Genomic DNA, 26305 nt, shown 5'->3' on the forward strand with positions numbered 1-26305 from the left:
ATGGATTTCGATTATTCGGCCGAGCAGGAGCAGCTCCGCAAAGACTACCGCGAACGTCTCGAAGCGGTCATGACTCCGGAACGTCGCGCAGCGGTGGCGGGCCTTGCCGAGGGCGGTCCGGCAGTCCGTGAGTGCCGGCAGGCACTCGGTGATGCCGGTCTGCTGGGGGTTGCATGGCCGAAAGAGTTTGGCGGGCATGGTCTTTCAGCACTCGAACAATACATCTTCGGCGAAGAAGCGCGACGCGTGAACGCGCCCCTGCCGATGATCACACTGAACACCGTCGGTCCGACGTTGATCGAATACGGCACCCAGGAGCAGAAGGAGGCCTTCCTCCCGAAGATCCTCAAGGGCACAATCGAATTCGCCATCGGTTACTCCGAGCCTGGCGCCGGTAGCGATCTCGCCGCGTTGCGGACCACCGCGGTACGCGACGGAGACTACTTCGTCATCAACGGCGCCAAAATGTGGACCAGCGGCGCCGAGTTCGCCGATTACGTCTGGCTTGCCGCGCGTACCGACCCAGAAGCAAAGAAGCACAAGGGAATCACCGTCTTCATCGTGCCGACCGACTCCCCGGGCTTCTCGTGGAAGCCGCTGCCCACCATGCCGGGCGTGTCGACCTACTACACGTTCTACGATGACGTCCGGGTCCACGAAAGCGCAATCGTACTGGGCGAGAACGAAGGCTGGAAGTTGGTTACCAACCAGCTCAATCTGGAGCGCGCCGCATTGGGCAATCTGGGGGCGCTCGAGCCGCTGTTCCAGAAGACGTTGGCGTGGGCCAGAACGACGCCGCTGGACGATGGCACCGTAATCGACCAGCCGTGGGTGCAGCAGGCGTTGGCGCGGGTGGAAGCGCAGGTGGCTGCCTACCGGCTGCTGAACCTGCGGGTAAATGCCAACATGGGGTCGTCGGCATTGGCGATGGGTGAGGCTTCCGCGGCCAAGGTTTTCGGGACGGAGCTCACCCAGAAGGTCGCCCGCGAACTCCTCGACGTCCTGGGCCAGGCCGGTACCCGCAAGGGTGCCGACGCACCGCTGAAGGGCGAACTCGAAAGCGCGTATCGGCTGGCAGTGATCAACACATTCGGCGGTGGAGCCAATGAACTCCAGCGCGACATCATCGCAATGGCCGGCCTCGGGATGCCACGGGCACCCCGTGACGTCCGATCCACCGCACCCGCGAAAGGACCCGCAGCATGACCGATCTCGACCCGTCGGAGATTCGTCAACGACTCGACGCGCTCATCGGACAGCCAGTCGGTCCCGGGCAGCCTGCCGCGGCACCGGACCCGGTGAACACCGCGATGATCCGACACTGGGCCTATGCACTCAGCGATATGAACCCCGCCTATCTGGACCCGGAATTCGCGGCGAATTCCCGTTTCGGGGCCATCGTGTCACCGCCGGTAATGCTCCAGTCCTGGACCATGGCGCCGCCCAAGCTCGAGGGCATCCACGAACGTGGTGGGGTGCCCATAGAGATCAAGTCGAACCCGCTGCAGTTCCTGATGGATGCGGGCTACACCGGCACCGTGGCCACCAACTCGGAGTTCGAGATCGAACGCTACCCGCGAGTCGGTGACGAGATCACCGCGGAGACGGTCTACGAAACCATCTCCGACGAAAAGAAAACAGCCATGGGCAACGGCTTCTTCGTCACGTGGATCACCACATATCGCGATCAAAACGGCGAGGTCATCGGCAAGCAGAGGTTCCGCACACTGCGCTTCAAGTCGGCACGCTGATGAGCTCCCGACTCGCACCGTCGATCAGCCCGGACACCGAATTCTTCTGGTCCGGCCTCAAGGACGGCGAATTACGAATTCAGCGCTGCACCAGCTGCAGTACTTTACGCGTGCCACCCCGACCGATGTGTGGTCGATGCCAATCGCTCGATTGGGATTATGTGATCTCGACCGGACGCGGCACGGTCTACAGCTTTGTGATGCCACAGTATCCACCACTGCCGTTCCTCGAATACCCCTACGTGGTCGCGCTTATCGAACTCGAAGAAAGTGTGCGCCTCGTCAGCAACCTGACCGGTATCGAACCCGACCGTATCGAAGTCGGGATGCCTGTCGAGGTGTACTACGAGACGTTCTCTGCTCTGCCCAGCGGTGACGAACTGACACTGCACCAGTTCCGGCCCGCAACATGACATGGAGTGACAATGGATTTCACCTTTTCTGACGATCAGGAAACGGTCGGCAAGGTCGCCCGCCAACTGTTCGAACACCGCGCGACCCCAGAACATCTGTCAGACCTCGAGACGAGCGGACTACGATACGACGCTGATCTCTGGCGCGAACTCGCCTCGGCAGATCTACTCGGCATCGCACTTCCCGAGGAATTCGGCGGAAGCGCAGGCGGGTTCCTCGAACTGTGCGTTCTGCTCAGCGAGGTGGGCTACAGCGTCGCACCGGTCCCCGTGTACGCGACACTGCTGCTCGGCGCCGATACCCTTGCCCGCCACGGAGATTCCGAGCTCCAGCAGCGCTACCTGCCCGGAGTGGTCGAGGGGACCACCCTCCTGTCGGCCGCACTCGCGGAGCCGGGTCACTCCGACCCCACCACACCCCGTACAACGGCCACCGCCGATGGTGACGCCTGGCGTCTGGACGGCGCAAAGGAATTGGTTCCTGCGGCGCAACTGGCCGAAGCGCTCGTGGTCTCCGCTGCCGCCGAGGACGGCCCCGGCCTGTTCGTCGTGGAGACCTCCGACACGGGTGTCGAGATCACACCCGTCGCGACGACGAACGGCGAACCCTATGCCGATATCGCCTTGGCCGGTGCACGCGCACGTCGTCTGACCGTCGACATCGTCGGTGACGTCGTTGCTGCGCTGTATGCGAGAGCACTCGTCGGGTTGTGCGCCCAGCAGGCGGGTGTCACGGAGCGCGCCCTCGGACTCGCCGCCAGCTACACCTCCCAGCGCGAACAGTTCGGCCGCCCCATCGGTTCGTTCCAAGCGGTGCAGCAGCGGCTCGCCGACGCATTCATCGACGTGGAAGCCATCCGATGGACCACCTGGTACAGCGCCTGGTTGATCGCCGAAGGACGCCCGGCGGACCGCGCCGCCGGCATCGCCAAGTTCTGGGCCGCAGAGGCCGGGGCCCGTGTCGTCGCCTCCGCGCAGCAGGTACACGGCGGCATGGGTATCGACATCACCTATCCGTTGTCTCGATATTTCCTGTGGGCCAAGCAGATCGAACTGACACTGGGCTCGGCATCACAACAGTTGGCCCGTATGGGCAGCGCCTACTCGGAAGGATTCACCGCATGACCACGACTCTCAAACCGACGACTCTGGCCTGGGACGCCATCGAGGTCGGCAGTGAGGTCACGCCGATGGACGTGCCGGTGACCACCACCTTGATCGTTGCCGGAGCCATCGCCTCGCGCGACTACATGCCGGTCCATCACGATCGCGATTTCGCCAATTCGCAGGGCTCCAAAGACATTTTCCTCAACATCCTGACCACCAACGGTCTGTGCACGAAGTTCCTGCATGACTGGGCGGGACCCGAAGCCATGATTAAGAAACTCTCCATCCGCCTCGGGGTTCCGGCGTATCCCAACGATCCGCTGCGCTTTCGCGGCACGGTGACCGACAAGTCGCTGGGCGACGGGGAAGGTCTGATCGAAGTGACGTTCACCGGCGAGAACAGCTTGGGCAACCACGTGAGCGGTACGGCAGTGCTGAGCCTGCTGGACGGACTGCCCGCGTGACCGAGTCACGCGCGACGGGTGAGGAGCGTTGATGCGCGACGGTATCGGAGGGCGGGCCGCTCTCGTCGGGATCGGGCAGACGGAGTTCTCCAAGGAGTCCGGCCGTACAGAGATGCAACTCGCGTGCGAGGCGGTCAAGGCCGCCATCCTCGACGCCGGCCTGACCCCCTCGGACATCGACGGCATGGTGACGTTCACCGTCGACGAGAACGAAGAGATCGAGGTCGCCCGCAACGTCGGCATCCAGAATCTGGACTTCTTCACCCGGGTTCCACACGGGGGCGGCGCAGCGGCGGGCACCGTCATGCAGGCGGCGATGGCTGTCGCGACCGGTGTGGCCGAGGCCGTGGTCTGCTACCGCGCGTTCAACGAGCGCTCCGGCTTCCGCTTCGGCGGGGCCGGACGTCAGCCCGGTGTCACGCCGCTGTGGATGGCTCCGTACGCACCGTTCGGGTTCATGACGCCGGCTGCCTGGGTTGCGCTGCACGCCCAGCGCTACATGAGCACATACGGTGTGACCAACGCCGACTTCGGCAAGATCTCGGTGATCGACCGCAAGCACGCGGCCAACAACCCCGATGCCTGGTTCTATGGCAAACCGATCACACTGGAACAGCATCAGCAGTCGCGCTGGATCATCGACCCCGTGTTACGCCTTCTGGACTGCTGCCAAGAGAGTGACGGCGGGGTTGCGATGGTGATTACCAGCGTTGAGCGGGCCCGGGCTCTTCCTCATCCGCCGGCGGTCATCACCGCCGCGGCTCAGGGTGCCGCCTACGACGGGGAGGTGATGACGAGCTACTACCGCGACGACATCACCGGGCTGCCGGAGATGGGTGTGGTCGGGGACAAACTGTGGGGCAACTCGGGTCTCAAACCCGCCGACATCTCGACGGCATTCCTGTACGACCACTTCACTCCGTTCGTCTTCACGCAGTTGGAGGAGCTGGGCTTTTGCGGTCGTGGCGAGGCCAAGGATTTCGTCACCGTGGAGGATCTTTCGATAGGGGGCCGCTTGCCCATCAACACGAACGGTGGGCTCCTCGGCGAGGCATACATTCACGGAATGAACGGCATCACCGAGGGTGTTCGCCAGGTGCGCGGCACCTCGTACAACCAGGTCGAGGACGTCGAGCACGTCCTGGTGACTTCGGGAACCGGAGTGCCGACCAGCGGTTTGATTCTCTCCCCCGACCGCTGACATCGGTGACCAGCGATGCTCGCGCTATTGTCACCTCACCCACAGGTGGACGTTGTTCAGGCGGTTCGAGCTCTCAGGGAGGGGCGGCATGAGCCAGGCGATGACGACCGACACCCGCGAGGCGATCCTGCTCGCGGCGTTTCGGTGCTTCCGCACCCAGAGTCTACGCAAGACAACGATGGTCGACATCGCACGCGCGGCTGAGGTGTCTCGTAGCACGGTCTACGAGTACTTCCGCGACAAGGACGCTGTCGTTCAGGCGTGCGCGGAACTGGCCTCCCAACTCTTTTATCGCAACATGGCCAAGGCAGTCGACCGCACAGGCGGCAGCTCTTTGGAGGACCGCTTGACAGCAATGGCGGTCTTCGTCACCCAGGCACGCCGAATGATCGAGCCGGAGATCTACTTCGACGACGAAACGGTCAACGTGATGATGACGAAGAACGCGGCGCACCTGCTCAAGGAGTGCGCGGACTTCCTGGCACCCTACTTCGCGGCCGCTCGGGTAACTGGTGAGGTACGTCAAGATCTCGACCTGCGCTCGGCGACGGAATGGTTTGCGCGAATGTTGTTCTCGCTGTTCACCACTCCGTCGCCACATTTCGAGATCGCCGACGAGCCCGCCGTGGCGGCTTTCGCACGCGCCTATGCGGTCCGCGGCTTCGTCGACGACCTCGGCCGCCGCCGCTGAGCTCTGCCTCAGCCGATTCGCCGAACCGGTACGTTCGAGTATCCGGCCACGTTTGACATGGCCACCCTGCGCAGCCCTTCGTATTCCACCTCGAACTCGGGGAGCAGATCTAGTAGCGCGTCGATGGCGATTCGGCCCTCCATTCGTGCCAAGGCTGCACCCAGACAACTGTGTATGCCGTAACCGAAGGCGAGGTTGAACCCCATCTTGCGATCGCGGTCGATGTCGAGGACGTCGGGATTCTCGAACATCCGCTCGTCGCGGGTCGCCGAACCTGTGACGAGCAAGACCGCGCTGTCCTTGGGAATTGTCACGCCGTGCAGCGTCACGTCACGGGTGGCCGTGCGCACCTGGTATTGCGACGGCGGCTCGTAGCGCAGCAGCTCCTCTACGGCGGCCGGGATCTTGGTTCGGTCCGCCCGCAATCGCCGCCACTGCTCCGGGAACCGGGAGAACGCCACCATCGCGTTGCCGATCAGTTTGGTGACCGTTTCTGCCCCTGCGCCGCCGAGCATGGTTGCGAAACCGGTGATGTCGACATCGGTGAGCTTCTCGATTTGCCCGTCGCGTTCGATCTCCGTTTCGATCAGGCGGCTGATCATATCGTCCTGCGGCTCGGTGCGGCGTTGTTGGACCAGGTTGTAGTAGTACATCCCGGTCTGCACCGAGGCGTCGAAACCCCTTTTGGTTGTAGCGATTTGCCCCGGTTCACGCTCGACCAGCAGGTCGATCCAGCGGCGAATCTGGTCGCGATCCTCCTTCGGAACCCCGAGCATGGTGGTGATCACGTCGTTCGGGAACCATGCGGAGAAATCCGCCACCGCGTCAAACAACACAGGATCGACCAGATCGAGACGTTCGTGGACCTTCTCACGCACCATGTCCTCCAGCGCCGCGACCGCCCGCGGGGTGAACACGTTGCTCACCAGTCTGCGCATTTTTTGGTGCTCCGGCGGGTCCATCGAGATGATCACCTTCGGTACCGGGATGGCGTCGTCGTGAGCGTGCACCATGTCGAGCGTGGCGCCCTTGGCGGAAGAAAACGTCTCGTGGTCCCTGGTTCCAGCCGCGACGTCGTCGTAGCGGGTCAGCGCCCAGAAGTCCCATTTTGCGCTGTAGTACACCGGAGACTCGTCACGCAACCGGCGGTAGGTGTCATAGGCGCCGTCGAAGAAATCCCGGGAGAATGGATCGAACTCCAAGGGTTCGGAAACGGTGGTGGGCGACTCGTTCACAAGATCGCCCCCGTTTCCTTGTACTTCTCGATGGCCTCCCACTCGACTCCCGCGTCCATCAAAACCTCCTCGGTGTGCTGCCCGTGCTCTGGCGCACCGGGGGGCACGACCGGGCGTTCGTCGAACTGGACCGGGTTCGTCGGGATCACAAAGGGTGTGCCTCCGACCGTCTCCGTCTGCGCGACATAGCCGTTTGCCGCCACTGCCGGGTCGGTGCACAGCTCCCCGGGCGTTTGGACGACCCCCCAGGCACCAGAGAGCCCCGCGAGCTGATCTCGCCATTGCGCCAACGGCTTTTCGGCAAATCTGGCATCCAGGGCGGAGATCAGTTCACCGCGATTCTGGTAGCGCGAGGCCGGATCGGCGAAGCGCGGATCGGAGATCAGCTCGGGCAACCCGATGGCAGTCATCGCTTCGGCGTAGAACTTGTCCAGTTGCAGCATCATCAGCTGAACGAATCGGCCGTCGCTGGTCTTGTACGTACCGACGAGAGGATTCGGCGCGTCGGCATGCCCATATTTCGGAATCGCGCTGCCGCCGTGTAGTTGGCTGACCGCGATATCAGGGCTCAAGTTCCATGCGGCGAGGCCGAGCAGTGATACGTCGACCACCGAACCCTTGCCCGTCCTAGCCTTCTTGTAGAGCGCGGCGGCGATACCGCCGGCAATCGTCATACCGCCCAGCAGATCACCGAAGGCCGGGCGCGACCGAACTGGCTCGACGGTGTCCTCATCGCTCAGAACCGTGGCAATGCCACCGCGCGCCCAGTACGACACACCGTCATATCCCGGCTTGTCCGAGTCGGGGCCTTTGGGGCCGTGGCCCGATCCCCGCACATAGACGACCTCGGGGTTAACCGCGCGGATGTCCTCGAGATCGATGCCCAACTTGCTCCGTCGCGCAGGCAGGTAGCTGGTCAGGAAGACATCGCAGGACGCCGCCAGGCGACGGACGACCTCCCGGCCTCCTGGGGTCGTGAGATCGACCCCCACGGACTTCTTGCCCCGATTCGGGATCTCGATCATGTAGTTCACCGCGCGACTGCCCTGGTCAACGATGCCCATGGTGACCAGGCCGCGCTGCGGATCACCGCCCTCGCGAGGCTCGACCTTGATCACCTCAGCCCCCCATTCGGCGAGAACTGCGCCTGCGGAGGGGACGAATGTCCAGGCGGCCACCTCGAGAACACGTACGCCGCTGAGAACTCTGTCGTCGGAAATGACATCCTCCCGGGGATCCTCGGCGCCGATGAGGTACCGGCTGCCGTGATTGTCGCGTGAACTCTGCGCGGTAGCGCGAGTTTACGTAATAGAGAATGCCAATTTTCGCTACGGATGTACAGTCAGGGATTTTCCGGCCCGGTCAGGGACGTGCGGACAACCATTTCGGAGCATCCGAGTCGCCGTCGCGCCAGAAGGAGGTCCACGTCGGCATCCGATGCGGCATCGCGTCGCGCAGCGTGATGTCGGGCGGCCAGCGGAAGAACTCCGGGCCGGGTCGCTCGATAACATCCACCGAATACCAGGGATATTCGCGCCGGCGCACGAAGCACCACTGACCGTTGCGACGTTCGTAATCGTCCTCATACCGCATCACGATGACGTACCAGCCATCGCCATCCTCGTGCTCAGCTCGGCACAACACCGATCCGACGGCGTGATCTGCATCGACGAAATCGAACTGATGGCCGCAGATCAGGTGGATGCTGCGATAGAACCTGCGGAGGATGCTGTCGTACCAGGCCCTGAGCGCTTCCCGACCACGGCCCCGCCGACCTGCATCGACATCGTCGACGAACAAATTGACCAGTGTATCGAGGTCACGCGCATCGAGCGCCATGGCATACCTGGCCGGAAGCTGGCCGATCGCCGCTGCCGATTCTATTCGGTCGAGCCGGTCTTCGATCGAACGATCCATCTCCGACACGATACGCGTACAACGAGAATACTAGTTCTCATGCGTCGCCATTGCCTCTATCCTGCACAGGACCACCCGTTTGCATGACGGCAGTTCCCCGATGCGAGGTCGTGACGATGCCCTTCCCGTCCATCACTCCGACGTTTCCGGCTCTGATCCGTTCGAGCGCTGCCCGCTTTCGCGACTCCTCGTTCCTGGTATGCGCCGGCGAGACACTGACCTACACCGAACTCGACCGGCGCTCGGCGCGTCTGGCGCGTGCGCTGCTTGACACTGGGGTAAACAAGGGCAGCCACATCGGCATCCTGATGCCCAACGGCATCGACTGGGCGCTGACCTGGTTCGCTATCGCCCGGATCGGCGCGGTGGCCGTCCCCCTCAACACCTTCTATCAGGCCAAGGAGCTGGCTTGGACGGTCAGACATGCTGACCTGGCCATGATCTGTGCCCACCCGTTGTTCCGCAGCCACGACTTCGTACGGCGCCTCGAAGAGGCATTGCCGGATCTCGCCCAGCAGAAGGATTCGGCACTCGCGCTGCGCAGCGCACCACGCCTGCGAACGATTGCCTTCACCACCGCCACCAACCGGCCGTGGGCAACGTGTCTGTCCGAGGAGGCGACGCGGCTAGACGAGGACCACCTGATCGCAGTGGAATCGACAGTGACCCCCGCGGACCGGGCGACACTCATCTACACCTCGGGCAGCACGGGCGATCCAAAGGCTCCGGTGCATACCCAGGGCACGGTGATCCGGCATTCGTACAACCTCACCTTCCCCTACGGTATCGACACGGACGCTGTCGTATTCACTTCGATGCCATTCTTCTGGATCGGCGGGTTCATCACGGGACTCAACGCCGTGATCCATCACGGGGCCACGCTGATCACGCAGCCGGCCTTCGACGCCGCCGATGCTCTCGAGCTCATGGAGCGGCATCGCGCCACTATTGTGCTGGGGTGGCCGCAGCAAGGCAAAACCCTGGCCGCCCATCCTGATTTCAGCCGAACGGATCTCACCTCGGTGCGCCGCACCAGTATGCCCGCGATGGTTCCCGAGGACCGCCGCCCCCTTGGTCCGCACGGTTTGGGTATGACCGAGTTGTGCGGCAATCACCTCGGTGTGGACCCCTACCTGCCGCAGCCCGCGGGCCGTCGCGAAACCGGGGGCTACTCCATCGAAGGTCTCCAACATGTGATCGCCGATCCCGAGACGGGCGAAGTCGTCGCCGACGGTGTCTCCGGAGAGATCTGGGTGCGGGGTTACTCGCTGATGCAAGGCCTGTACAAGAGGGAACGCGAGGACGTTTTCACCGCGGATGGCTTCTACCGCACCGGCGATTGCGGAGTTCGGCAGTCCGACGGCTGGATCACCTTCACCGGCCGACTGGGCGATCTGATCAAGACCGGCGGCGGCACGAACGTCACGCCGGACGAAGTCGAAGCGGCGCTCATGGCGTGCGAAGGCGTGCTCGAGGCCTATGTGGTGGGAATCCCACACGGCGACAACGGAACCGTGGTTGCGGCGGCGGTTGTCGCACGCGCCCGCCACACGCTCGATGACGACGCATTACGCGCGCAGGTCCGTAAGAGATTGTCCGCATACAAGGTTCCGAAGCACATCTGGATCGTCGACAAAGCCGAACTTCCCTTCACGGCGTCCGGAAAGGTCAGGAAGTCGGCACTGGCTGAGGATCTGGCACGTCGAGTGGCCACCTTCTGAACACGCCCCATCCGCCACCGAACTCCGACCAGCTGAGGGCACAGCCGTCTCAGCCAACGACAACGCGATGGGAGCCACCGCGATGCGGGTGGTGAACGTCATTCCCCAAGTGGTGCCGGCATCGCCGGGTATTGCGACATCCACGGACCGCCGATCACGGCGCCCTCGAACGTTGTCGTGGACTGACCCGAGCCCTCTGCGGTGTCTCCCCCAACACCGCGGAGGCGTGCCCTCGCAAGCGGGCGGTGCTGTCAGTCTTTGTTACCCGTCAGCTGCTGCCGCGTGCTCGAGGCGAAGTCTGCGAACGTCGCCCCCGTCTTCTCCTTGGTAGATCGCGCCTGAATAGACACATCGTGGCCAGCAGCAGTCTGGCGCAACGCGCCGACCGTGGCCTGCTCTTTGGCGATGCGGCTAAACGGATCCCAGTGATACCAGCGCATAGCGTTCTCGTACGTCATCTTGTTGATCTCGTCATCGGCGACGTCATTGGCCTTGAGCACCTCGTCGAGCTGCTCAGGCGCGCCAGGCCACATCGAATCGCTGTGCGGGTAGTCGGCTTCCCAGCAGATGTTGTCCACCCCAATCCGATGGCGGGTGGCGAGCCCAACGGGATCGGCGATGAAGCAGGTCAAGAAGTGCTCGCGAAACACCTCACTGGGCATCTTGCCGCCAAAGTCCTGGCCGGTCCAGGTCGAGTGCATCTCGTAGGTGCGGTCCACTCGCTCCAGGAAATACGGGATCCATCCCGTTCCACCCTCACTCAAGGCGATCTTCAGATCCGGGTACTCCTTGATAGGCCGTGACCACAACAGATCGGCGGCGGCCTGGACGATGTTCATGGGCTGCAGAGTGATCATCACATCCATCGGTGCATCCGGAGCAGTGACAGCCAGTCGGCCCGACGAGCCGATGTGGACGTTCAGCACGGTGTCGGTGTCGACCAGCGCGTCCCACATCGGCTTCCAATGGTCGAAGTCATGGAAGCTGGGATAACCCATGGCCGAAGGGTTCTCGGTGAATGTCAACGAGTGAACACCGCGTACTGCGTTGCGCCGGATCTCCGCTGCGCATGCCACCGGATCCCAGATCACCGGCAACGTCATCGGGATGAACCGTGCGGGATAAGCACCGCACCACTCTTCGACATGCCAATCGTTGTAGGCCTGCACCAAGGCAAGCGAGAACTCCCGATCTTCGGTGGCGAACAACCGGCCGGCGAACCCCGGGAACGAGGGGAAACACATCGACCCCAGAATGCCGCCGGCATTCATGTCCTTGACCCGCTCATCGACCTGCCAGCACCCGGGCCGGATCTCGTCAAGACCCTGCGGCTCCAGACCGTATTCCTCCTTTGGGCGGCCCGCCACGGCGTTGAGCGCCACATTCGGAATCACGACGTCACGGAACTGCCAGGTGTCCGAACCATCGGGGTTGTGCACCAAATGCGGTGCGTCAGCCTGGTACTTCTTGGCCAAATGGTTCTTGAACATGTCCGGCGGCTCGACGATGTGATCGTCGACGCTGATCAAGATCATGTCGTCCTTGTTCACTGCTGCTCCTCACGTCCGAGATCACCAACATCGAGCCTGCTTGCCACACGCCACCGCGCACGAACTAGTCTCGCCTGCCCGATCAGGGCGCGTCTGCTCGTCTCCGTAGCGCCCATGAGAGGCGCCGTACCAGCTGCTGCTGCCAAGTCGACCAGAATCCTTGAACAAGGGGGATCACCACGACGACAAGGCGAATGCGCCGGCGCTCGCCCGCAGCTAGTGATCACCACTGCCAAGTCGGTCACCTCGCGCACGTGTCGAAGGTACCATTCGTGACAAGCAGGCGATAACTCTGTTTCCTCTAATCGAGAATATTCACTCTCGCCGCTCGCGGTCCGCTCATCCAGCCGATCGGAAGCGATCGCCAAACACATTGCTTCACAGGTGATCACGGCTTCGAAGAAGCCAGTCGCTGCTCATGGATGCGAACGAGTTCGCGAAACCCGATACGGGGGTATAGGGGGACCGGCTGAATTCCCCAGTCGTCACGCGCCGTCGCCTGATTCGCGGCCTCCGGCGCGCCACCAAAGGGTGGCCCACCCAACGGATAGGGTTGCGTGCAGGTCAGCGCATCGTCCGAGTAACGGACCTTGAGAAGTTCCGAACAGATGTCGGTCAAGGACAGAGTCGGCCAGCCATACCAGATAGCCAGCGCCGGAACGGTCAGCGCACCCTCGATGACCAATCCGAACAGACACACGAAGAGTCCACATTTGAGCCAGCGGTGCATGCCGGCGAAGGTCGGCGTCGTGCCCGGGGGGAGTTCTCGTTCTGCAGGCGCTGGTGCGATGTCGGTCATCGTAGGACCGTCCTTTCGGGCAGAAGCGGTGCGGCGCTCAATCCGTGAAGATCTCGCGATTGACCGTGTGCAGGTACGGGATGGCAAGGAAAGGCGTGATGTAGAAGATGTTGTAGAGCCACCAACCGACCACCGGAAAGGCCGTGCCGGCGTAGCGCACATCGGCATACATCGTCATATTGAGGATGTATCCCAGCCACACGATGATCCCGAACCAGCAGGTGACGATCATCCACTGATGGCCCCAGCGCTTCATCTGCAACAATCCGATACCCGCGGCAATCCGCATCGGGAAGACGATCGCGATACACACGATGATCCAAGACTTCTCGCCCGGCGCTCCGGCCCCACCCATCCACAGCTCGTTGTAGTGCCAGAAGTAACCGCCGTCCATCAGGTTGCCCCAAGCCGTGAAAATCGTGCGGGTGATCAGCGCGTGGTTGGCGAAGACGTCCAGACCCCAGCCGATGCTGTTGATCGCGGCGTCCAAGATGACGACGTAACCGATCAGCGTCACCATCATGGGTCGGACCGAATAGCCTCGTTTCTGGGCCACCCGAAGGAGGTAGACGCCGCGGCAGAACACCGGTAGGCCGATCGGTCCGAGCACCAGGGTACCCATGAGCACCGTACCCACGATCAGCCACCGATCGGCGCGCGATTGCGCACGGCGACTCTCGTCATCGTGCATGGTGAGTGCGTCCGCTCCCACCATGCCTGCCTTGGCTGCGCGGCGAGTCGATTTCAACGAGGGGAAGTCCATCGTGACTACCAGTCCCGCACCGAGAGCATGTGCAGTTGAATGAGGAACATCGCGACCAGCCAGCCGTAGACGAAAACCTGGAAGGCGACGAGCGCGCGACGTCGGCGGCGATCCTGATCGTTCATCGTCGCGCGCCGATGCACCGGCGTCGCATCATCAGAATGTCCCGATGTTCGACAACAGCCAATACCAGAACCACACGATGGCACCCATGGCTCCCCAGGCGAAACTGAGACGAACAAGCTCGGCGACGATGTCTACCACCCCTAGCAGTCGGTGCCGCGATCCGCGGCATACCGCGACGATAACAGTCACATGCAACATTGGAGAATAATTATTCTCATTCCGGCGTTGTGGCCTCGATCAAAACCCTCGCCAATCCCAGAGGTCGGGAGAAGAACGGGCAGTGACCGCCCTCGAGCTCCAGCAGTTGGGCACCGACGCGTGCTGCGTTGCTCCGCGCCCAGTCCCCGTCGACAGCACGGTCGTCGGTCATCACGATGTAGGTTGAACGCACGTCCGGCCAGCCGGTCAGCGGACAACGCTCTACGAACACGGTGAAGTCCTGGCCACGCATCTGATCGAACGCCTGCCGGGCGATGTCCGGCGAGCAATCGTGATAGAAGCCGTCGAACACCGACTCCCAGGTCAGACCGAACGGCCCGGTGCCGCCCGCATCGAACGCCGGAAACGTGATCGCGTTCGGACCGGTGTCCAGGTGCTCGACGAACGACATACCCGGCATGGGTAGCAGCGCTCCGACGAACACCATCTGTCGTACCGACCGCAGGCTCGCCACCACGGGCACGCACAATCCGGCGATCGAGTGCCCCACGACCACGATATCGGCCCGCGGTCGTGAGCCCGCAACCTCATCGATGGCTGCTACCACCGCGGCAGCCCATTCCTGCGCGCCTGCACCTTCCTGGTCCATCGGCACATCGGGCACGATGACCGCGTGGCCGCGACCGACGAGCTCGACCGCCACGGCGTCCCAGCACGATGGACGATGCAGTCCGCCGTGTACGAGAACGAAAGTGGTCACCAAACCGCCCGCGCCCGCCGCGACACCGCAGTGGGTCCAGACAGCGGAATGTCCACGACACCGGGCGGACTCGCCACCACGGCCGGTATCGCATTCACCGCGGCGCAGGCCGTCGCCACCACGCCGGGATTGACCTGCCCGACGCCAGGCTCACCGAAATGCACTGCCAGCTCGACCTCCGGATCACCGTCGACGCGGAACACCATGCCACCCCGGCCCGCCTGAACAGGCCGTGGCCAGTGCGCGGGCCACGGCGTCGACGAAACCGTCGCGAAGTACTGGACGCCGATGACGTCCCGCTCAGCGACCACACCGGAAAGCTTCCAACGGTGCGCACAGATCGTTCCCGACGCAATGACTCCGCACTCGGTGACGAGATCACCCGGCGCGAGCAAGGTTTCCCACGCGAGTTCCACCCGGTCCAGGGTCACTCCGAGGATCCCGGCGAGGTAGCGGACCACAGTCTGCCAGTCCTGCTCTACCTTGCCCGACGCAATCCGGGCGGGCACGTGTCCGTCCGGCTTGCCGAAACCCATGGATTCGTGCAGGACATCCCAGATGGGATAGGTGCGGTCTAGGTCGAGGGCGTATTCATCGAGCCGGAACGATCGGACAGCGCCACACCCGCTGAGCAACGCGGTAGGTATGTTCAAGCTGATGAACCCTGGTTCGGCCCCAGTGGCATAGAACGTCGACGCACCAGCGGCGCAGGCCTTCTCTATCGTCGTGCGCCACGGCACCGGTGCCGCGGCCGGGTAGACCATCGGTATGGTCGAGATGGTCACGACGTCGATACCCGATTCGAGAAAACCGCAGATGTCCGTCAGGACCGCGTCCTCACGGTGTATCGCGGTGGAGCAATAGAGGACGCAGTCCGGTTCGAGCGCCATCACCTCGTCCCGGTCGGACGTGGCGATCACCCCGGTGTCTGTCATACCGCAAATCTCGCCGGCGTCCAGGCCGGCCTTGTTTGGAGTATGCACGAGAAGCCCAACCAGATCGAGGGCAGGATCGTCGATCACCGCACGCAGCGCCTGTGCACCGGTCAACCCAGTTCCGACATGTACGACACGGCAGCTCATTCGTGTCCTCCTACGGGATTCGAGAGCATGCTTATGAGAATGGATATTCTCTTTCAGTGACTTTACCCATACACTGCGTGCATCCCTAGGCGGTTTCGCATTCGATGTGGAAAGGAGACCGATGGCACGCGCCGGCACACGTGACTACGTCTTCGCCGTCGAATTCACCGTGCCCCTGCCGGAACGGATCTCCACAGTCCTCGACCGACATCAGGAGAGCCTTGTCGATCTCGGCGCCCGGTACGCGTTCGTCTACGAGTCGATCGTGGAGCCGGGTCGCGCGCTGGTCATCATCGGCATCCGTTCGGAGCAGCCGCTCCTGAATCTGCTGCGGTCACCGTACTTCGGCGAGTGGTTCGACGCTGTCGGGATCAGCGACTTCCCGGCCGTCTTTGCGGGGGCGACCGTCGAACGGTTCGACCTCGGAGAGCCTCCCGAGCCCGGCAATGAGATCGTCGTCGCCGCAGTGACTCCGGTGCCAGACATCAAGGAGTTCATGGCCACGGTGCGAGCGTCGCTACAGGAATTCTCCGCTGCAGACATTCGCAGGACATTGGTCTACCAGGCCTTCGACAATGCGGACGAGGTGATGTTCCTGCAGCAATTGGCCAGCGAGAACACTGCGTTGAACTGGGTAGCGCGATCTGAAATCGCCGCATCGTGGCTTGCGGCCGCAGGCATCGGCGCCTACCCCCCGGTCTTCGTGGGACGTTTCGTCCACGCCCTGCGCTTTCCCCAACCGGCGGTGAGGGTTCCACGCTGATGTATGTCTGCCTGTGTCTGGGCATCACCAACACCACCGTGTCGGACGCTGTCGCACGCGGTGCAACCACCACGCGGCAGATTGCCGCCGCCTGCGGAGCAGGTTCGGAATGCGGACGATGCCGCCGTACCGTTCGGGCCGTCATCGAATCGCTGTGCCCAAACCCGGACATCGCGGAGGGAAACGCCTTATGAACGAGAAGCATTCGAGCATCGTAGGAATGAAGATGCTCATCGTCGGAGCGTCTTCAGGCATCGGGCGCGCCCTGGCCGCCGCTGCTCATCACCGCGGCGCCGACGTCGCCCTGGCCGCCCGACGGCTCGACGTCTTGGCCCCCCTGGCCGAACAGTTGAGCGGGACGGCGCATGAGCTCGACATCTCAGACCCGCGCGCAATCGAGGCCGTGGTCGATGAGGTCGCCGCGCGGTTCGGTCGGCTCGACGCCCTGGTATTCACCAGCGCCGTCGTCCCGTTTGCGCTGATCGAGGACACCGACGTGACCACATGGCTGCACGCCTACGCGGTCAACGCCGTCGGCGCCTCACATCTACTGCGCGCGGCACTCCCCCACCTGTCACCCGATTCGGTGGCGGTGGTCGCCTCCAGTCACGATGTCGGGCGCCCCCGCGTCGGCGTGGCCGCCTATCACGCCAGCAAGGCCGCGTTGGATGAGATCCTGCGGTCCTGGCGGGCTGAGCACCCCGAGCTGGCCACCATCAGGGTGAGCGTCGGCCCCACCGAGGGCACCGAGATCCTGCGAGGTGCCGATCGCGAGCTGCTCGCCGATCTCTACCGCGCTTGGGCGCAAGAAGGACAGATCCCTGCGCGCATGTCGGCGGTGGAGGATGTCGCCAATTCGATTCTGTCCCTCGTCGCCATGTCTCGCGCCAATCCGACGGTGGTCTGCGACATCGTGCGCCTGGCGCCTCGGCTGCAGCCGGCGCACTGACGTTCTCTGAAGGGTGAGTCTCGATGGATCTCGGTCTGACCGGCGCCACAGCCGTCGTCACCGGTGGAAGCAAGGGTATGGGACTGGCGATTGCCGAAACACTTGGCGCCGAGGGCGCTTCGGTCGCACTCATGGCCCGAGGCCAGGACGCTCTCGAAGCGGCCGCGGAAGCGGTCGCGAAGGCCGGCGCACCTGCGGTGCTGTCCGTGTGCGTGGACATGGCCGACGGAGAGTCGATCGCCGGCGGATTCGCCGAGATTGGCCGCGCATGGGGTGCGCTCAACGTCCTGGTCCATACCGTAGGGCCAGATGCCGGCGCTTTCGAAGACCTCACCGACGAGGACTGGAAGTCCGCCTTCGACCTCGGAGCCCTGTCCGCGGTGCGATCCGTGCGCTCGGCCCTGCCGATTCTGCGCGCAGCAGAGTGGGCGCGCGTCGTGACGTTGGCGGCGCATTCGATTCAGCGGCAGAGCCCCCGGCTGGTCGCCTACACCGCGGCCAAGTCCGCGCTGGCCAGCCTGACCAAGAACCTGTCGAAAAGTCTTGGTCCGGAGGGCATTCTCGTCAACTGTGTGTGCCCAGGCACGATCGTCACGGCCAGCTTCACCGAGACGCTGAGGGACACGCTGGCCGCCGAGGGCCTCAACTCTGCCGACCCACACGACGTCATGCGATGGGTCGAACAGACCTTCCATCACCCCTGCGATATCGGCCGTGCCGGGCTGCCCGAAGAAATCGCCTCGGTGACAACCTATCTGGCATCGCGCCGCAACACCTACATCACGGGCGCCACGGTCAACGTCGACGGGGGTTCGGACTTCATCTAGCGGCGCGGACTACCCTGCGCTGTCGCATCATCCCTTCTTGGCCATGATGTCCTCGGTGTCCTGCGCCCACTGCGCCTGGTGGCGGCCCATGGTCATGGCACCGTTCCACCCACCGTCGGTCCACAGAACTTCGCCACCCACGTAGCTGAACCGTGGGCTCCCCAGACAGACGAGCGGCCACGCCTGCTCTTCGGCCGTGGAATAGCGGCCAACCGGGCCGATGGCCTGATCGACCGTCTCCTTACCCATGAGATCCTGGAACGCCGGCATCATCGCGGTCTCCGTAGGCCCCGGATTGATGCAATTGATTCGGATCCCGGAGGCGCCGAGTTCTGGGTACCACCAGCCGACCCATGCGTCGATCACATACTTGGAGTACGCGTAACCGCTCCAGGACCACTTCTTCTCGTTGGCCTGCAGCCATTCGACGGCGGCGTCGAACCCACGCGTCTCGAGAAGACCGGTGACGGTCTTGATGTGGTCCTGCCACCCGATCGCCGCTGACGACGAAATCACGCTGATCGCCGAGCCGCGGCTCATCTTGGGCACGAGCTGCTCCGCGAGATGCCGTGCGCCGACGAAGTTCACCAGCATCGTGTCCCACTCACTGAATGGAGGTCCCGGCAGACCCGCACAACTGAACAGTCCGTCGATCGGTCCGTCGATCTGGGCGGCGACCCGTTCGATGTCGGCACGGTCGCGAAGGTCGATCGTCAGACTGCGTGTGACGGAGACGGTGGTCGGTTTGATGTCGAGCGCGGTGACCTCGGCTCCCAGATCGGCCAGGATTGCAGCCGTGGCCTGCCCCATCCCTGAGGCGGCGCCGGTGACCACCACCGACTTGCCTTCATAACCCAATACATCCTGCACGGCAGGCTCCTTCCATGAGCTCCAGGACGAGAATAGTGCATTTCCTATAACGGAAACGACCAATCTCAACACAGGAACGTCTCATGATCGGCTCAACCAGAAGCCGTGTCGACGATGAGATGCCTGAGGAGAACCGAAGCAACTCTCCACCCGTCGTCCACCCTCATCCACCGTTCGAAATAGTGACCATAACCGGTGACCGAGAACCCATTGTCGTACACGGCGTGATCCTGCACTGCCCAAACCACTCGGGCCTCGTCGCCAGACAACTCGATCTCAGGGTTATAAACCTGATGGACGGTCCGGGCACCTGCAGTGAGCTGTTGCAAACTCTCGATCACCGATGTTCGCCCTACGATCATGTCGGCCGTGGCGTCGTCGTTGGCCATTCCGAACTCGACCTCTTCGAGCATCAGCCCGGACAGCATGGCCCAATCTTTGGTATCGATGGCGCGGCAGTATCGTGCCTTGGCCAGCCCAAGCGCCTGATATGCGGCGAGTTCATCGTGCGTCGTCATACAAACCTCAAGTCGAGCCGCTCGAGTCTGCGCACCAGAAGGCTTGGTAACCAACGACCGACCTGCGTCGCCTCGACGAAACGCGTTCGCTTGATCAATTCCCCGATAACCAGCGTCGCCTCCAGGCGGGCGAGCGCTGCGCCGACACAGAAGTGCGCTCCCTTGCCGAAACTCAAGTGGCCCTTCGCCCCCGGTCGATCGAGGCGAAAATGGTCTGGGTCGGTGAACTGCGCCGGGTCCCGGTTCGCTGCACCCCAGAGCAGCAAGAGGCGGGACCCTTCCGGTAGGTCGACACCTTCCAGATGGGTATCGCGAAGGACGTGTCGATAATGACCGCGGAACGGGGGCTCGAATCGAAGTACTTCCTCCAGGAAGGCCGGAAGCAAGTCGGGCTCGTTGCGCAACTGCTGTTGAGTCTCAGGATCTGTGGCCAGAATCCATGCTGCGGTCCCGATCAGCGATGCCGTCGATTCTCCGCCGGCGCTGAAGAGTGTGATCATCATCGTCAGCGCCGCGATGTCATCGATGTCGCCTGCAACGTTGGCTGCGGCCAGATCGCCGAGCAAGTCGTCGCGCCGTTGGCCTGCTGCGCGCTGGAACTGATCGGTGATGTACCCGCCCAGCGCCATGACGTCGGCACCGGCCGCTGCCAGCTGATCGGGTGATACCAGACCTTCCACGAACTGCGTTGCCGCGTAGCCCCACCGGATGAGCTGGTCGATATCACTCTCGGGCACACCGATGATCCGCGCGACAATGAGCATCGGGAGACGGTTGGCCATCGAACTCATCCACTCGCCGCTGTCGCCGAACCGGGTACGCCAAATCTCGTCGGTTGCCTCCACGATGAACGGTTCGAGCGCGCGCATTCGTTTAGCCGCGAGACGGGGAAGGATCATCTTACGATGCACGGAGTGGGCGGGCTCGTCGGCGGTTGCGAGAATCTGCGTAGGCCCACCAAGCTCACCCATCGGGAAAGCAGCCACCTCGTCGCCCTGGCAAGTCATGGTGGCGGTGAGGTTTGAGGAGAAATCCTCGCTGCGGGCGATGGCGGCCTGGACAGCATTCCATCCGCTCACGGCGAAGAACTGGGAGTCACCGATCCGGTGGACCGGCCCCAGGGAGTGCATCCGCGCATACAGAGGGTGAGGATTCTGCACGTTGTCGTCATCGAACAGCGCGAGACCGAGCGCACCGTCAAGGGGGAGGACTGCCACGACACCAGCGAAGCTTCCGCGAGGTTCGCCGTCAACGACTCGAATCAAAGTCGAGATGACCCCCGCCTACGACATCCCGCAGATATCTCACGCCACGGCCGTGATCAGTGCTTTCATGTGAGGCAGGTCCATGGTCTGTCTCATTGGTGAGACTGGCAATTCTCCGCGGAGAAGAGGAACAACGATGTCGGGGCGGAATTGGGTGGTCGGCGGCGATCACGGCGTGGCTGCCGCGGAACGCATCTACCGCAAGGCTTCAGATTTGGTACGGGCAGAAGGACTGGATGCTCTCGACGTCGACAGGCTTGCAGCGCAACTGCATTGCTCGCGCGCGACGATCTATCGGCACGCCGGTGGCAAGGCCCGTATTCGAGATGTGGTGTTGATACGGCTCGCGGCAGGAATCGTCGACAGGGTTCGCCGCGAAGTCGACGGGCTCGAAGGGGCGGAGCGAGTCGTGGTCGCCATCACCGTCGCGCTCGATCAGGTCCGGTCCGACGATATCCGCCACTTGCTCCTCAAGGACTCGAACATGGCGATGATCGGCGACCTTTACGAGTCGCCGTTACTGAGTCGCCTGGCGGCAGAGCTGACAGGAATCACCGATCACGACACCGAAGCAGCACAGTGGCTCGTGCGGATCGTCATGTCCCTCGTGCAACGCCCGCCTTCGAACGGTCAAGCGGAGCGGCATCTGCTCGAACGATTCGTCGCCCCGGCCTTTCTCACCGTGTGATCACGCACGGGCGCCGGCCGTACCAGGACGTCCGTCGCTTCGTCGTCGTGCCCACCAGGGTGCGATGCTCGCCAGATCGAAAAGGCCCGGTGGAGCGGCCTGCACAGCGGGAATGGCGTTGACCGCATGCATGGCGGTGGCCAGGCAACCTTGCCGAGCGTGGTCCTCGCCGTCGTCACCGATCAGCAGGCGCAGATGCATATTGGGTTCCCCGGCAACGCGCACTTCGTAGCCGATGTCCGAGGGCCAATCGGGCGCGAGATCATCGGCCATCCTCGTGAGGTGTTCGACGCTCAGGGTGGTCTCCCCGCAGTCGACGATCACACCGAAGCGCATGGCACCGACAGTTCCGGCCGGTATCTCCCCCGCGGCCACCGACAACGGTCGCGGTGTGGTAGCCACCTCGCGGTAACCCTCCACCCCGGCCACGATGAGACCCAAGGCATCGGCAAGCACCGTTGCACTGCCAAGCCACGCCGCGATCGCGTAGTCGGTGTCTGCCAGCAGCGGAGTTGTGTCCTGCGGGTCGTGCCCAAAACCCATGGCAGAGAAAACCAGGTCGTGGCTCGCGTAAGTGGAGTAATCGAGGACCTCGCGGATGTCGATTCGGTCTGTGCGCTGGGTCAACCTCGCCAACACCGGCGCTAGGCTCTCCCCGACGAATCCCGGAAACAGTCCCAGGCCAAGGAATGTCGAACTACCTTCGGCGCAAGCCTTTTCGATGTCATCGGCAAGCTGCACACTCAGTGATGCAGGATGGACGAACCGGCTGCCGGTCGCGACGACGTCCTTACCCGACGCCAGCAGCTCGCACACGTCAGCGAAACAGCCCGGTGTGTCGATCTCGACCTTGCCCATATACAGGACGACGTCGGCGTCGGCCCCGATGACGGCGTCCCGGTCGTCGGTGGCCAGGAGTCCGATGTCGGCGCGACCACATAATGCCCCGGCATCCACGCCCGACTTCTCGGCGCCGTAGACGCGGACCGCGACGAGCTCCAGATCAGGGCGATCCACCACATGCCGCAGGGACATCGCGCCGGTCACGCCCGTGGCCCACTGGATGACTCGCGTCACGAGCCGGCTCGTTCCCAGACGACACGCAGAGTCTCGGGCGACCGGAACATGGTGCCGGTCACGAACGGAGACGCAGCATCCGGATCGAGACGCAGCCCGGGCAGCTCGTCGAGCAGCGCGTTGAAGATCTTCATGCTCTCCAGGCGCGCGAGATGCATTCCCAGGCACACATGGGCGCCGTGGGCGAACCCGATATGTGATTTGCGTTCGCGGAAGATGTTGAACGATTCGGGGTCGTCCCAGCGACTGTCGTCGTGGTTGGCGCTGCCCAGGTTCAGCATCATTATGGACCCCTGCGGGATGTGCACACCGAAGAAGTCGACATCGCAGGTCACCTCCCGCATGAAGTTCAACAACGGCGTTTCCCAGCGGATCCCCTCTTCGATCGCCTGGGGTAGCAGACTGCGGTCCGCACGGACGGCCTGCAGTTGATCGGGGTGGGTGAGCAGAGCCAGCGCCAAGCTGGCTGTCGACCGCGACGTCGTCTCGGCTCCGGCGGGCAACAGATTGCGCATGAAGCCATAAATCTGCTCATCTGACATGCGCACGCCATTGACCTCGGCACCGGCCAGTATTGAGACCATATCGTCGCGCGGCGACGCCCGGCGCTCGGCAAGAATGCCGACGAAGTACTCCTTCATCTCGGCGGAGGCCTTCATGGCCGCGTCCATGTCGCCACGAAAGCCCAACAGGTCGATGGCCAGCCGGTGAAACTCGCCGATGTCGGACTCGGGCAGTCCGAGCAACGCGGCAATCACCCTGACCGGAACCGGCATGAACACCGCATCCACCAGGTCGGCCTGTCCATCACGGGCGAACCGAGCGACGGTGTTGTCCACCAGCGGCCCGACCAACTCGGCATCCCAGCGCTTCATCGACGAACGCGCGAATGCGAATTCGTGGAGCTTGCGGTAGACCGCGTGTTCGGGCTCCTGCATCTCCAGGATGGTGGGGCCCTGCAGAGGCCGCACCACCTCCTCGTAACAGCGCGTACTGAAGGTGACGTTGTCGGTGAAGACAGCCTTGACCGCATCGAAGCTGTAAGCGGTGAACGTCTTTCGCCCCGAACCGGAATCCTCGGGAACACCCATTTCCGGCCAGCCGCCGTGTACCGGCGCTTTGGCGCGAAGTTCGCGAAGCAACGGGTACGGAGACGCGTCACCGTCGGCGCCCATCCCCGCGTTGAACTTCGCCTGCGCAGCGCGGATGCGCTGCTCGACGTCGTCGGCGACTGTGGGTTCGGCCATGAGACCCTCCTCGAACATGTTCGTCGCCGATTCAACATACAGTGTGTTGGTTGAAAGCACCATGGGGTACCGTCGGTGTCGCGAGACCGTGGCTTGATCGTCAAAATGCAACCAGGAGTATTCGATTGACCATTCGAGTCGGCCAGTGGGCCACCGGCGCCGTCGGGCGCGCAGCACTCGCGGAACTGATCGAGAACCCTCATTTCCGGCTCGTCGGCGTGCACGTCTACGACCCGGGCAAGGCGGGCGAGGACTCGGCCGCGCTCTGCGGCCTCGCAGAACCGACAGGCGTCCTGGCAACGACGGACAAGGCGGAGATCATCGCGCTCGCGCCCGACGTCGTCATTCACACCGCGAGCAAAGCGCACAGCGTCAACACCAATGCCGAGGACATCTGCGAGCTGCTCGCCGCCGGGATCAGCGTCATCACCACGACGTCCTACAACCATCTGCCGACCTACGGCGCCGATCTGACGGCCGCGTTCGAGGATGCCTGCCGAAAGGGCGGGGCGCGATTCCACGCTGCCGGTGAGAACCCCGGATTCATGTTCGAACGCCTGGTCACAACGCTCACGGGACTGAGCAAGTCGGTCGAACGGATCGACCTGTACGAGGCAACCGACGTATCGCAGGTCGACAGCAGGCCGATGCTGGTCGACCTGATGGGCATGGGTCGCCCACCGCAGGATGTCACCGTCGACTCCCCCATCATCGGCAAGCTCGACATGGCCTACCGGCAGGCACTCAACTCGACCGCCGACGTTCTCGGTGTCCGTTTGTCGGCCATCGAGGTCTCGGTCGACGCCACCACCATCGACCACCCCCTCGACCTGCCCGCCGGCCGCATCGACGCCGGAACGGTTGTCGGTCAACGCTTCTCGTGGACGGGTTACCGCAGAGATCATCCACTGCTGGCCATTCACGAGGAATGGGTGCTGACACGCGATCTACCGCAGTGGGGCCTGTCGCCGTTGGAGCCTGGACAGAAGGCCCCGCTGATCCGCGCAGTCGTGGCCGGTGTGCCCAGCTTCGAACTGCAACTCGACGTGGGAGGCCCATCGCGCAATGCCGCCGGGGAAATCGCCCTGCCGGGCCATATCATGATCGCGATGAGCGCGGTGCGGGCCATCCCTGACGTGCTCGCCGCCCCGCCAGGCATCGTGACCGCGCCGGTCTTCGGGGCGATCGACCTATCCGACGGCGACGCGTGACAAGTACTGACTGGGCGCAGCGTAGAAGACGTGCGCGCTCGCGTCCGGCAGGACTTTGCGGGCGACGAGGTAGTCGACACCCATCCATCCCTGCCGGATAAACCGACCGAAACGCATGCACGTGCCGGGTGCACCGCTCGCGCTCGGGACCAGCTTGATGTCCTCCATGGCGTCCTTGACACCGGTGCCGGTCAACGGCCGGGCCCCGGCGAGACCGAGGACGATCACCGTCGCCACGTCGTGGCACAGACCTGGCATGAAGTAGTCGCGCCGACGTCCATAACGCTTCGCGAAGCGCTTCAGAAACTCCTGCCCGACCGGGTTGCGCTCGTCATAGCTATCCAGACCGATCCACCCGGCGAGCTGCCGTAGCCATACGTCGTCGATGTGCGCCATCTCGAAAGCCGTTGTGGTGTATCGGGGTGGGTCCCAGTGTTCGGTGGCCAGCGCATCGTTGAAGCCCCAGAGTCCATGGCCGAATCCAACATGCACCACGGCGTCTGGGCCAGCTGCGCGCAACCGACGGACAGCCTCCAACTTGTCGGCCTCGACCTGGGGGATGGGCACCGTTGCCGCGACGGTGAGGCCGGCCTCGCTGTAGGCCCGGTCGGCGTGCGCCAGATACTCCTTGCCGATCAACGATCCCTCGTAGGCGACGGCCACCCGGCGATGACCGTCTCCGCGCAGGATCGCCGCCAACATGCGGCTCTCCTCCGGCATCGACCCGTTGTTGAGCGCGAAGGTCCATTCCCCCAACGCGCCTTCCGATCCAGACAGCACGATGTTAGGAACTTCGGCAACCCGGTTCGCGTGCGCGGTCAGCGGGACGGCATTGTCGGACACGTAGGGCCCGAAGATCACCAGGCATCCCGCGGCCACCAACTCGTCGTAGGCCTGCTGCACCGCATGATAGGTACCGTTCGGCAGCCCGACGACGTTGCGCCGGACCACTTCGATGGGCCGGTCGACCACCCCAGCGGCCAACGCCTCGTCGAAGACGAGCGTGAGCGCATCAAAGGTGTCGTCGTCGGCGTCGGCGCGGGTCGGATAGTCGTTCAAGAGACCAACTTTGAGCGGAGCCACGGATCCGTACGCGCGCGCGCCGCCATCTGCCATATCGCCAACATACAAGATGAATGTTGCTAGCATGG

The 26305-nt window shown here is 63.5% G+C and carries 29 protein-coding genes; 14 read left to right on the top strand and 15 right to left on the bottom strand.

Features of this window, described 5'->3' with window-relative positions:
- From SBI67_RS17350 to SBI67_RS17380, 7 genes are all read left to right on the top strand, one after another.
- On the top strand, window positions 1–1206 hold the full coding sequence (locus tag SBI67_RS17350; RefSeq protein WP_318981736.1) for an acyl-CoA dehydrogenase family protein: 1206 nt from the start codon (window positions 1–3) through the stop codon (window positions 1204–1206).
- The gene (locus SBI67_RS17355; protein WP_318981737.1) at window positions 1203–1751 is read left to right on the top strand and encodes an FAS1-like dehydratase domain-containing protein; all 549 of its coding nucleotides are present in this window, start codon (window positions 1203–1205) and stop codon (window positions 1749–1751) included. Before SBI67_RS17350 ends, SBI67_RS17355 begins: the two co-directional genes overlap by 4 nt.
- A complete protein-coding gene (locus tag SBI67_RS17360; protein ID WP_318981738.1) occupies window positions 1751–2164 on the top strand; it encodes a Zn-ribbon domain-containing OB-fold protein in 414 nt (137 codons plus the stop codon). Before SBI67_RS17355 ends, SBI67_RS17360 begins: the two co-directional genes overlap by 1 nt.
- 12 nt (window positions 2165–2176) lie before the next feature.
- The gene (locus SBI67_RS17365) at window positions 2177–3289 is read left to right on the top strand and encodes an acyl-CoA dehydrogenase family protein (protein WP_318981739.1); all 1113 of its coding nucleotides are present in this window, start codon (window positions 2177–2179) and stop codon (window positions 3287–3289) included.
- Window positions 3286–3735, top strand: coding sequence for a MaoC family dehydratase (locus SBI67_RS17370; protein WP_318981740.1), 450 nt, complete (start codon window positions 3286–3288; stop codon window positions 3733–3735). Before SBI67_RS17365 ends, SBI67_RS17370 begins: the two co-directional genes overlap by 4 nt.
- 31 nt (window positions 3736–3766) lie before the next feature.
- Complete coding sequence (locus SBI67_RS17375) at window positions 3767–4936, top strand: lipid-transfer protein (RefSeq protein WP_318981741.1); 1170 nt, start codon at window positions 3767–3769, stop codon at window positions 4934–4936.
- Window positions 4937–5024: 88 nt separating this feature from the next.
- A complete protein-coding gene (locus tag SBI67_RS17380) occupies window positions 5025–5627 on the top strand; it encodes a TetR/AcrR family transcriptional regulator (RefSeq protein ID WP_318981742.1) in 603 nt (200 codons plus the stop codon).
- A gap of 8 nt (window positions 5628–5635) precedes the next feature.
- Here the strand turns inward: SBI67_RS17380 and SBI67_RS17385 are convergent, their stop codons facing one another.
- The 3 genes from SBI67_RS17385 to SBI67_RS17395 all read right to left on the bottom strand — a co-directional run bounded on the left by SBI67_RS17385 (window position 5636) and on the right by SBI67_RS17395 (window position 8779).
- Window positions 5636–6862 carry a cytochrome P450 gene (locus SBI67_RS17385; RefSeq protein ID WP_318981980.1) on the bottom strand — a complete coding sequence of 409 codons (1227 nt, stop codon included), beginning with the start codon at window positions 6860–6862 and terminating at the stop codon, window positions 5636–5638.
- Window positions 6859–8082, bottom strand: coding sequence for a CaiB/BaiF CoA transferase family protein (locus tag SBI67_RS17390; RefSeq protein ID WP_318981981.1), 1224 nt, complete (start codon window positions 8080–8082; stop codon window positions 6859–6861). The genes SBI67_RS17385 and SBI67_RS17390 overlap by 4 nt, the downstream gene beginning before the upstream one ends.
- A gap of 142 nt (window positions 8083–8224) precedes the next feature.
- Window positions 8225–8779 (bottom strand): nuclear transport factor 2 family protein, encoded by a 555-nt coding sequence (locus SBI67_RS17395; RefSeq protein WP_318981743.1) that lies wholly within the window; start codon window positions 8777–8779, stop codon window positions 8225–8227.
- A 116-nt stretch (window positions 8780–8895) separates the two neighbouring features.
- Here SBI67_RS17395 and SBI67_RS17400 point away from each other — a divergent pair, with 116 nt between their 5' ends.
- Window positions 8896–10500, top strand: a complete 1605-nt coding sequence (locus SBI67_RS17400) for a class I adenylate-forming enzyme family protein (protein WP_318981744.1) — start codon at window positions 8896–8898, stop codon at window positions 10498–10500.
- A 251-nt stretch (window positions 10501–10751) separates the two neighbouring features.
- On the opposite strand, the gene SBI67_RS17405 is transcribed toward SBI67_RS17400, so the two are convergent.
- The 6 genes from SBI67_RS17405 to SBI67_RS17430 form a co-directional block, all read right to left on the bottom strand.
- Window positions 10752–12050, bottom strand: coding sequence for an amidohydrolase family protein (locus SBI67_RS17405; RefSeq protein ID WP_318981745.1), 1299 nt, complete (start codon window positions 12048–12050; stop codon window positions 10752–10754).
- A 388-nt stretch (window positions 12051–12438) separates the two neighbouring features.
- The gene (locus SBI67_RS17410; RefSeq protein WP_318981746.1) at window positions 12439–12849 is read right to left on the bottom strand and encodes a hypothetical protein; all 411 of its coding nucleotides are present in this window, start codon (window positions 12847–12849) and stop codon (window positions 12439–12441) included.
- Window positions 12850–12886: 37 nt separating this feature from the next.
- Complete coding sequence (locus SBI67_RS17415; RefSeq protein WP_318981982.1) at window positions 12887–13564, bottom strand: hypothetical protein; 678 nt, start codon at window positions 13562–13564, stop codon at window positions 12887–12889.
- Between the two features lie 204 nt (window positions 13565–13768).
- On the bottom strand, window positions 13769–13927 hold the full coding sequence (locus SBI67_RS17420) for a hypothetical protein (protein ID WP_318981986.1): 159 nt from the start codon (window positions 13925–13927) through the stop codon (window positions 13769–13771).
- 25 nt (window positions 13928–13952) lie between these two features.
- Entirely contained in the window at window positions 13953–14657 is a 705-nt protein-coding gene (locus SBI67_RS17425) for an alpha/beta hydrolase (protein WP_318981747.1), read from the bottom strand.
- On the bottom strand, window positions 14654–15877 hold the full coding sequence (locus tag SBI67_RS17430; RefSeq protein ID WP_318981748.1) for a dihydrodipicolinate reductase: 1224 nt from the start codon (window positions 15875–15877) through the stop codon (window positions 14654–14656). The genes SBI67_RS17425 and SBI67_RS17430 overlap by 4 nt, the downstream gene beginning before the upstream one ends.
- Here SBI67_RS17430 and SBI67_RS17435 point away from each other — a divergent pair.
- The 4 genes from SBI67_RS17435 to SBI67_RS17450 are packed head-to-tail and all read left to right on the top strand — an operon-like array spanning window position 15861 to window position 18278.
- Window positions 15861–16502, top strand: coding sequence for a fatty-acid--CoA ligase (locus SBI67_RS17435; protein ID WP_318981749.1), 642 nt, complete (start codon window positions 15861–15863; stop codon window positions 16500–16502). The genes SBI67_RS17430 and SBI67_RS17435 overlap by 17 nt on opposite strands.
- A complete protein-coding gene (locus SBI67_RS17440; RefSeq protein ID WP_318981750.1) occupies window positions 16502–16696 on the top strand; it encodes a (2Fe-2S)-binding protein in 195 nt (64 codons plus the stop codon). The genes SBI67_RS17435 and SBI67_RS17440 overlap by 1 nt, the downstream gene beginning before the upstream one ends.
- Window positions 16693–17451: an SDR family oxidoreductase gene (locus tag SBI67_RS17445; RefSeq protein ID WP_318981751.1), complete on the top strand. Its 759-nt coding sequence runs from the start codon at window positions 16693–16695 to the stop codon at window positions 17449–17451. The genes SBI67_RS17440 and SBI67_RS17445 overlap by 4 nt, the downstream gene beginning before the upstream one ends.
- Window positions 17452–17474: 23 nt before the next feature.
- Window positions 17475–18278: an SDR family NAD(P)-dependent oxidoreductase gene (locus SBI67_RS17450; protein WP_318981752.1), complete on the top strand. Its 804-nt coding sequence runs from the start codon at window positions 17475–17477 to the stop codon at window positions 18276–18278.
- A gap of 27 nt (window positions 18279–18305) precedes the next feature.
- Here SBI67_RS17450 and SBI67_RS17455 read toward each other — a convergent pair whose 3' ends face one another.
- The 3 genes from SBI67_RS17455 to SBI67_RS17465 all read right to left on the bottom strand — a co-directional run bounded on the left by SBI67_RS17455 (window position 18306) and on the right by SBI67_RS17465 (window position 20883).
- Window positions 18306–19148 (bottom strand): SDR family oxidoreductase, encoded by an 843-nt coding sequence (locus tag SBI67_RS17455; protein ID WP_318981753.1) that lies wholly within the window; start codon window positions 19146–19148, stop codon window positions 18306–18308.
- A 92-nt stretch (window positions 19149–19240) separates the two neighbouring features.
- A complete protein-coding gene (locus SBI67_RS17460; RefSeq protein WP_318981754.1) occupies window positions 19241–19666 on the bottom strand; it encodes a nuclear transport factor 2 family protein in 426 nt (141 codons plus the stop codon).
- On the bottom strand, window positions 19663–20883 hold the full coding sequence (locus SBI67_RS17465) for a cytochrome P450 (RefSeq protein WP_318981755.1): 1221 nt from the start codon (window positions 20881–20883) through the stop codon (window positions 19663–19665). Before SBI67_RS17465 ends, SBI67_RS17460 begins: the two co-directional genes overlap by 4 nt.
- 184 nt (window positions 20884–21067) lie before the next feature.
- On the opposite strand from SBI67_RS17465, the gene SBI67_RS17470 reads away from it, so the two are divergent.
- Entirely contained in the window at window positions 21068–21619 is a 552-nt protein-coding gene (locus SBI67_RS17470) for a TetR/AcrR family transcriptional regulator (protein ID WP_318981756.1), read from the top strand.
- Here SBI67_RS17470 and SBI67_RS17475 read toward each other — a convergent pair whose 3' ends face one another.
- Together SBI67_RS17475 and SBI67_RS17480 are read right to left on the bottom strand one after the other, a co-directional pair.
- Entirely contained in the window at window positions 21620–22696 is a 1077-nt protein-coding gene (locus SBI67_RS17475; RefSeq protein ID WP_318981757.1) for an NAD(P)H-dependent amine dehydrogenase family protein, read from the bottom strand. It lies immediately after the preceding gene.
- Complete coding sequence (locus tag SBI67_RS17480) at window positions 22693–23943, bottom strand: cytochrome P450 (RefSeq protein WP_318981758.1); 1251 nt, start codon at window positions 23941–23943, stop codon at window positions 22693–22695. Before SBI67_RS17480 ends, SBI67_RS17475 begins: the two co-directional genes overlap by 4 nt.
- 125 nt (window positions 23944–24068) lie before the next feature.
- Between SBI67_RS17480 and SBI67_RS17485 the strand changes: the two genes are divergently transcribed.
- Window positions 24069–25154 (top strand): NAD(P)H-dependent amine dehydrogenase family protein, encoded by a 1086-nt coding sequence (locus SBI67_RS17485; protein ID WP_318981759.1) that lies wholly within the window; start codon window positions 24069–24071, stop codon window positions 25152–25154.
- Here the strand turns inward: SBI67_RS17485 and SBI67_RS17490 are convergent.
- The gene (locus SBI67_RS17490; RefSeq protein ID WP_318981760.1) at window positions 25134–26270 is read right to left on the bottom strand and encodes an ABC transporter substrate-binding protein; all 1137 of its coding nucleotides are present in this window, start codon (window positions 26268–26270) and stop codon (window positions 25134–25136) included. The genes SBI67_RS17485 and SBI67_RS17490 overlap by 21 nt on opposite strands.
- Window positions 26271–26305: the final 35 nt, after the last annotated feature.

This window comes from Mycolicibacterium chengduense (assembly GCF_033741155.1).
Lineage (GTDB): Bacteria > Actinomycetota > Actinomycetes > Mycobacteriales > Mycobacteriaceae > Mycobacterium.

Coding starts and splice junctions, on each gene's coding strand:
- SBI67_RS17350 (WP_318981736.1), top strand. CDS start 1: ATGGATTTCGATTATTCGGCCGAGCAGGAGCAGCTCCGCAAAGACTAC.
- SBI67_RS17355 (WP_318981737.1), top strand. CDS start 1,203: ATGACCGATCTCGACCCGTCGGAGATTCGTCAACGACTCGACGCGCTC.
- SBI67_RS17360 (WP_318981738.1), top strand. CDS start 1,751: ATGAGCTCCCGACTCGCACCGTCGATCAGCCCGGACACCGAATTCTTC.
- SBI67_RS17365 (WP_318981739.1), top strand. CDS start 2,177: ATGGATTTCACCTTTTCTGACGATCAGGAAACGGTCGGCAAGGTCGCC.
- SBI67_RS17370 (WP_318981740.1), top strand. CDS start 3,286: ATGACCACGACTCTCAAACCGACGACTCTGGCCTGGGACGCCATCGAG.
- SBI67_RS17375 (WP_318981741.1), top strand. CDS start 3,767: ATGCGCGACGGTATCGGAGGGCGGGCCGCTCTCGTCGGGATCGGGCAG.
- SBI67_RS17380 (WP_318981742.1), top strand. CDS start 5,025: ATGAGCCAGGCGATGACGACCGACACCCGCGAGGCGATCCTGCTCGCG.
- SBI67_RS17395 (WP_318981743.1), bottom strand. CDS start 8,779: ATGGATCGTTCGATCGAAGACCGGCTCGACCGAATAGAATCGGCAGCG.
- SBI67_RS17400 (WP_318981744.1), top strand. CDS start 8,896: ATGCCCTTCCCGTCCATCACTCCGACGTTTCCGGCTCTGATCCGTTCG.
- SBI67_RS17410 (WP_318981746.1), bottom strand. CDS start 12,849: ATGACCGACATCGCACCAGCGCCTGCAGAACGAGAACTCCCCCCGGGC.
- SBI67_RS17415 (WP_318981982.1), bottom strand. CDS start 13,564: ATGGTGGGAGCGGACGCACTCACCATGCACGATGACGAGAGTCGCCGT.
- SBI67_RS17435 (WP_318981749.1), top strand. CDS start 15,861: ATGGCACGCGCCGGCACACGTGACTACGTCTTCGCCGTCGAATTCACC.
- SBI67_RS17440 (WP_318981750.1), top strand. CDS start 16,502: ATGTATGTCTGCCTGTGTCTGGGCATCACCAACACCACCGTGTCGGAC.
- SBI67_RS17445 (WP_318981751.1), top strand. CDS start 16,693: ATGAACGAGAAGCATTCGAGCATCGTAGGAATGAAGATGCTCATCGTC.
- SBI67_RS17450 (WP_318981752.1), top strand. CDS start 17,475: ATGGATCTCGGTCTGACCGGCGCCACAGCCGTCGTCACCGGTGGAAGC.
- SBI67_RS17460 (WP_318981754.1), bottom strand. CDS start 19,666: ATGACGACGCACGATGAACTCGCCGCATATCAGGCGCTTGGGCTGGCC.
- SBI67_RS17470 (WP_318981756.1), top strand. CDS start 21,068: ATGTCGGGGCGGAATTGGGTGGTCGGCGGCGATCACGGCGTGGCTGCC.
- SBI67_RS17480 (WP_318981758.1), bottom strand. CDS start 23,943: ATGGCCGAACCCACAGTCGCCGACGACGTCGAGCAGCGCATCCGCGCT.
- SBI67_RS17490 (WP_318981760.1), bottom strand. CDS start 26,270: ATGGCAGATGGCGGCGCGCGCGCGTACGGATCCGTGGCTCCGCTCAAA.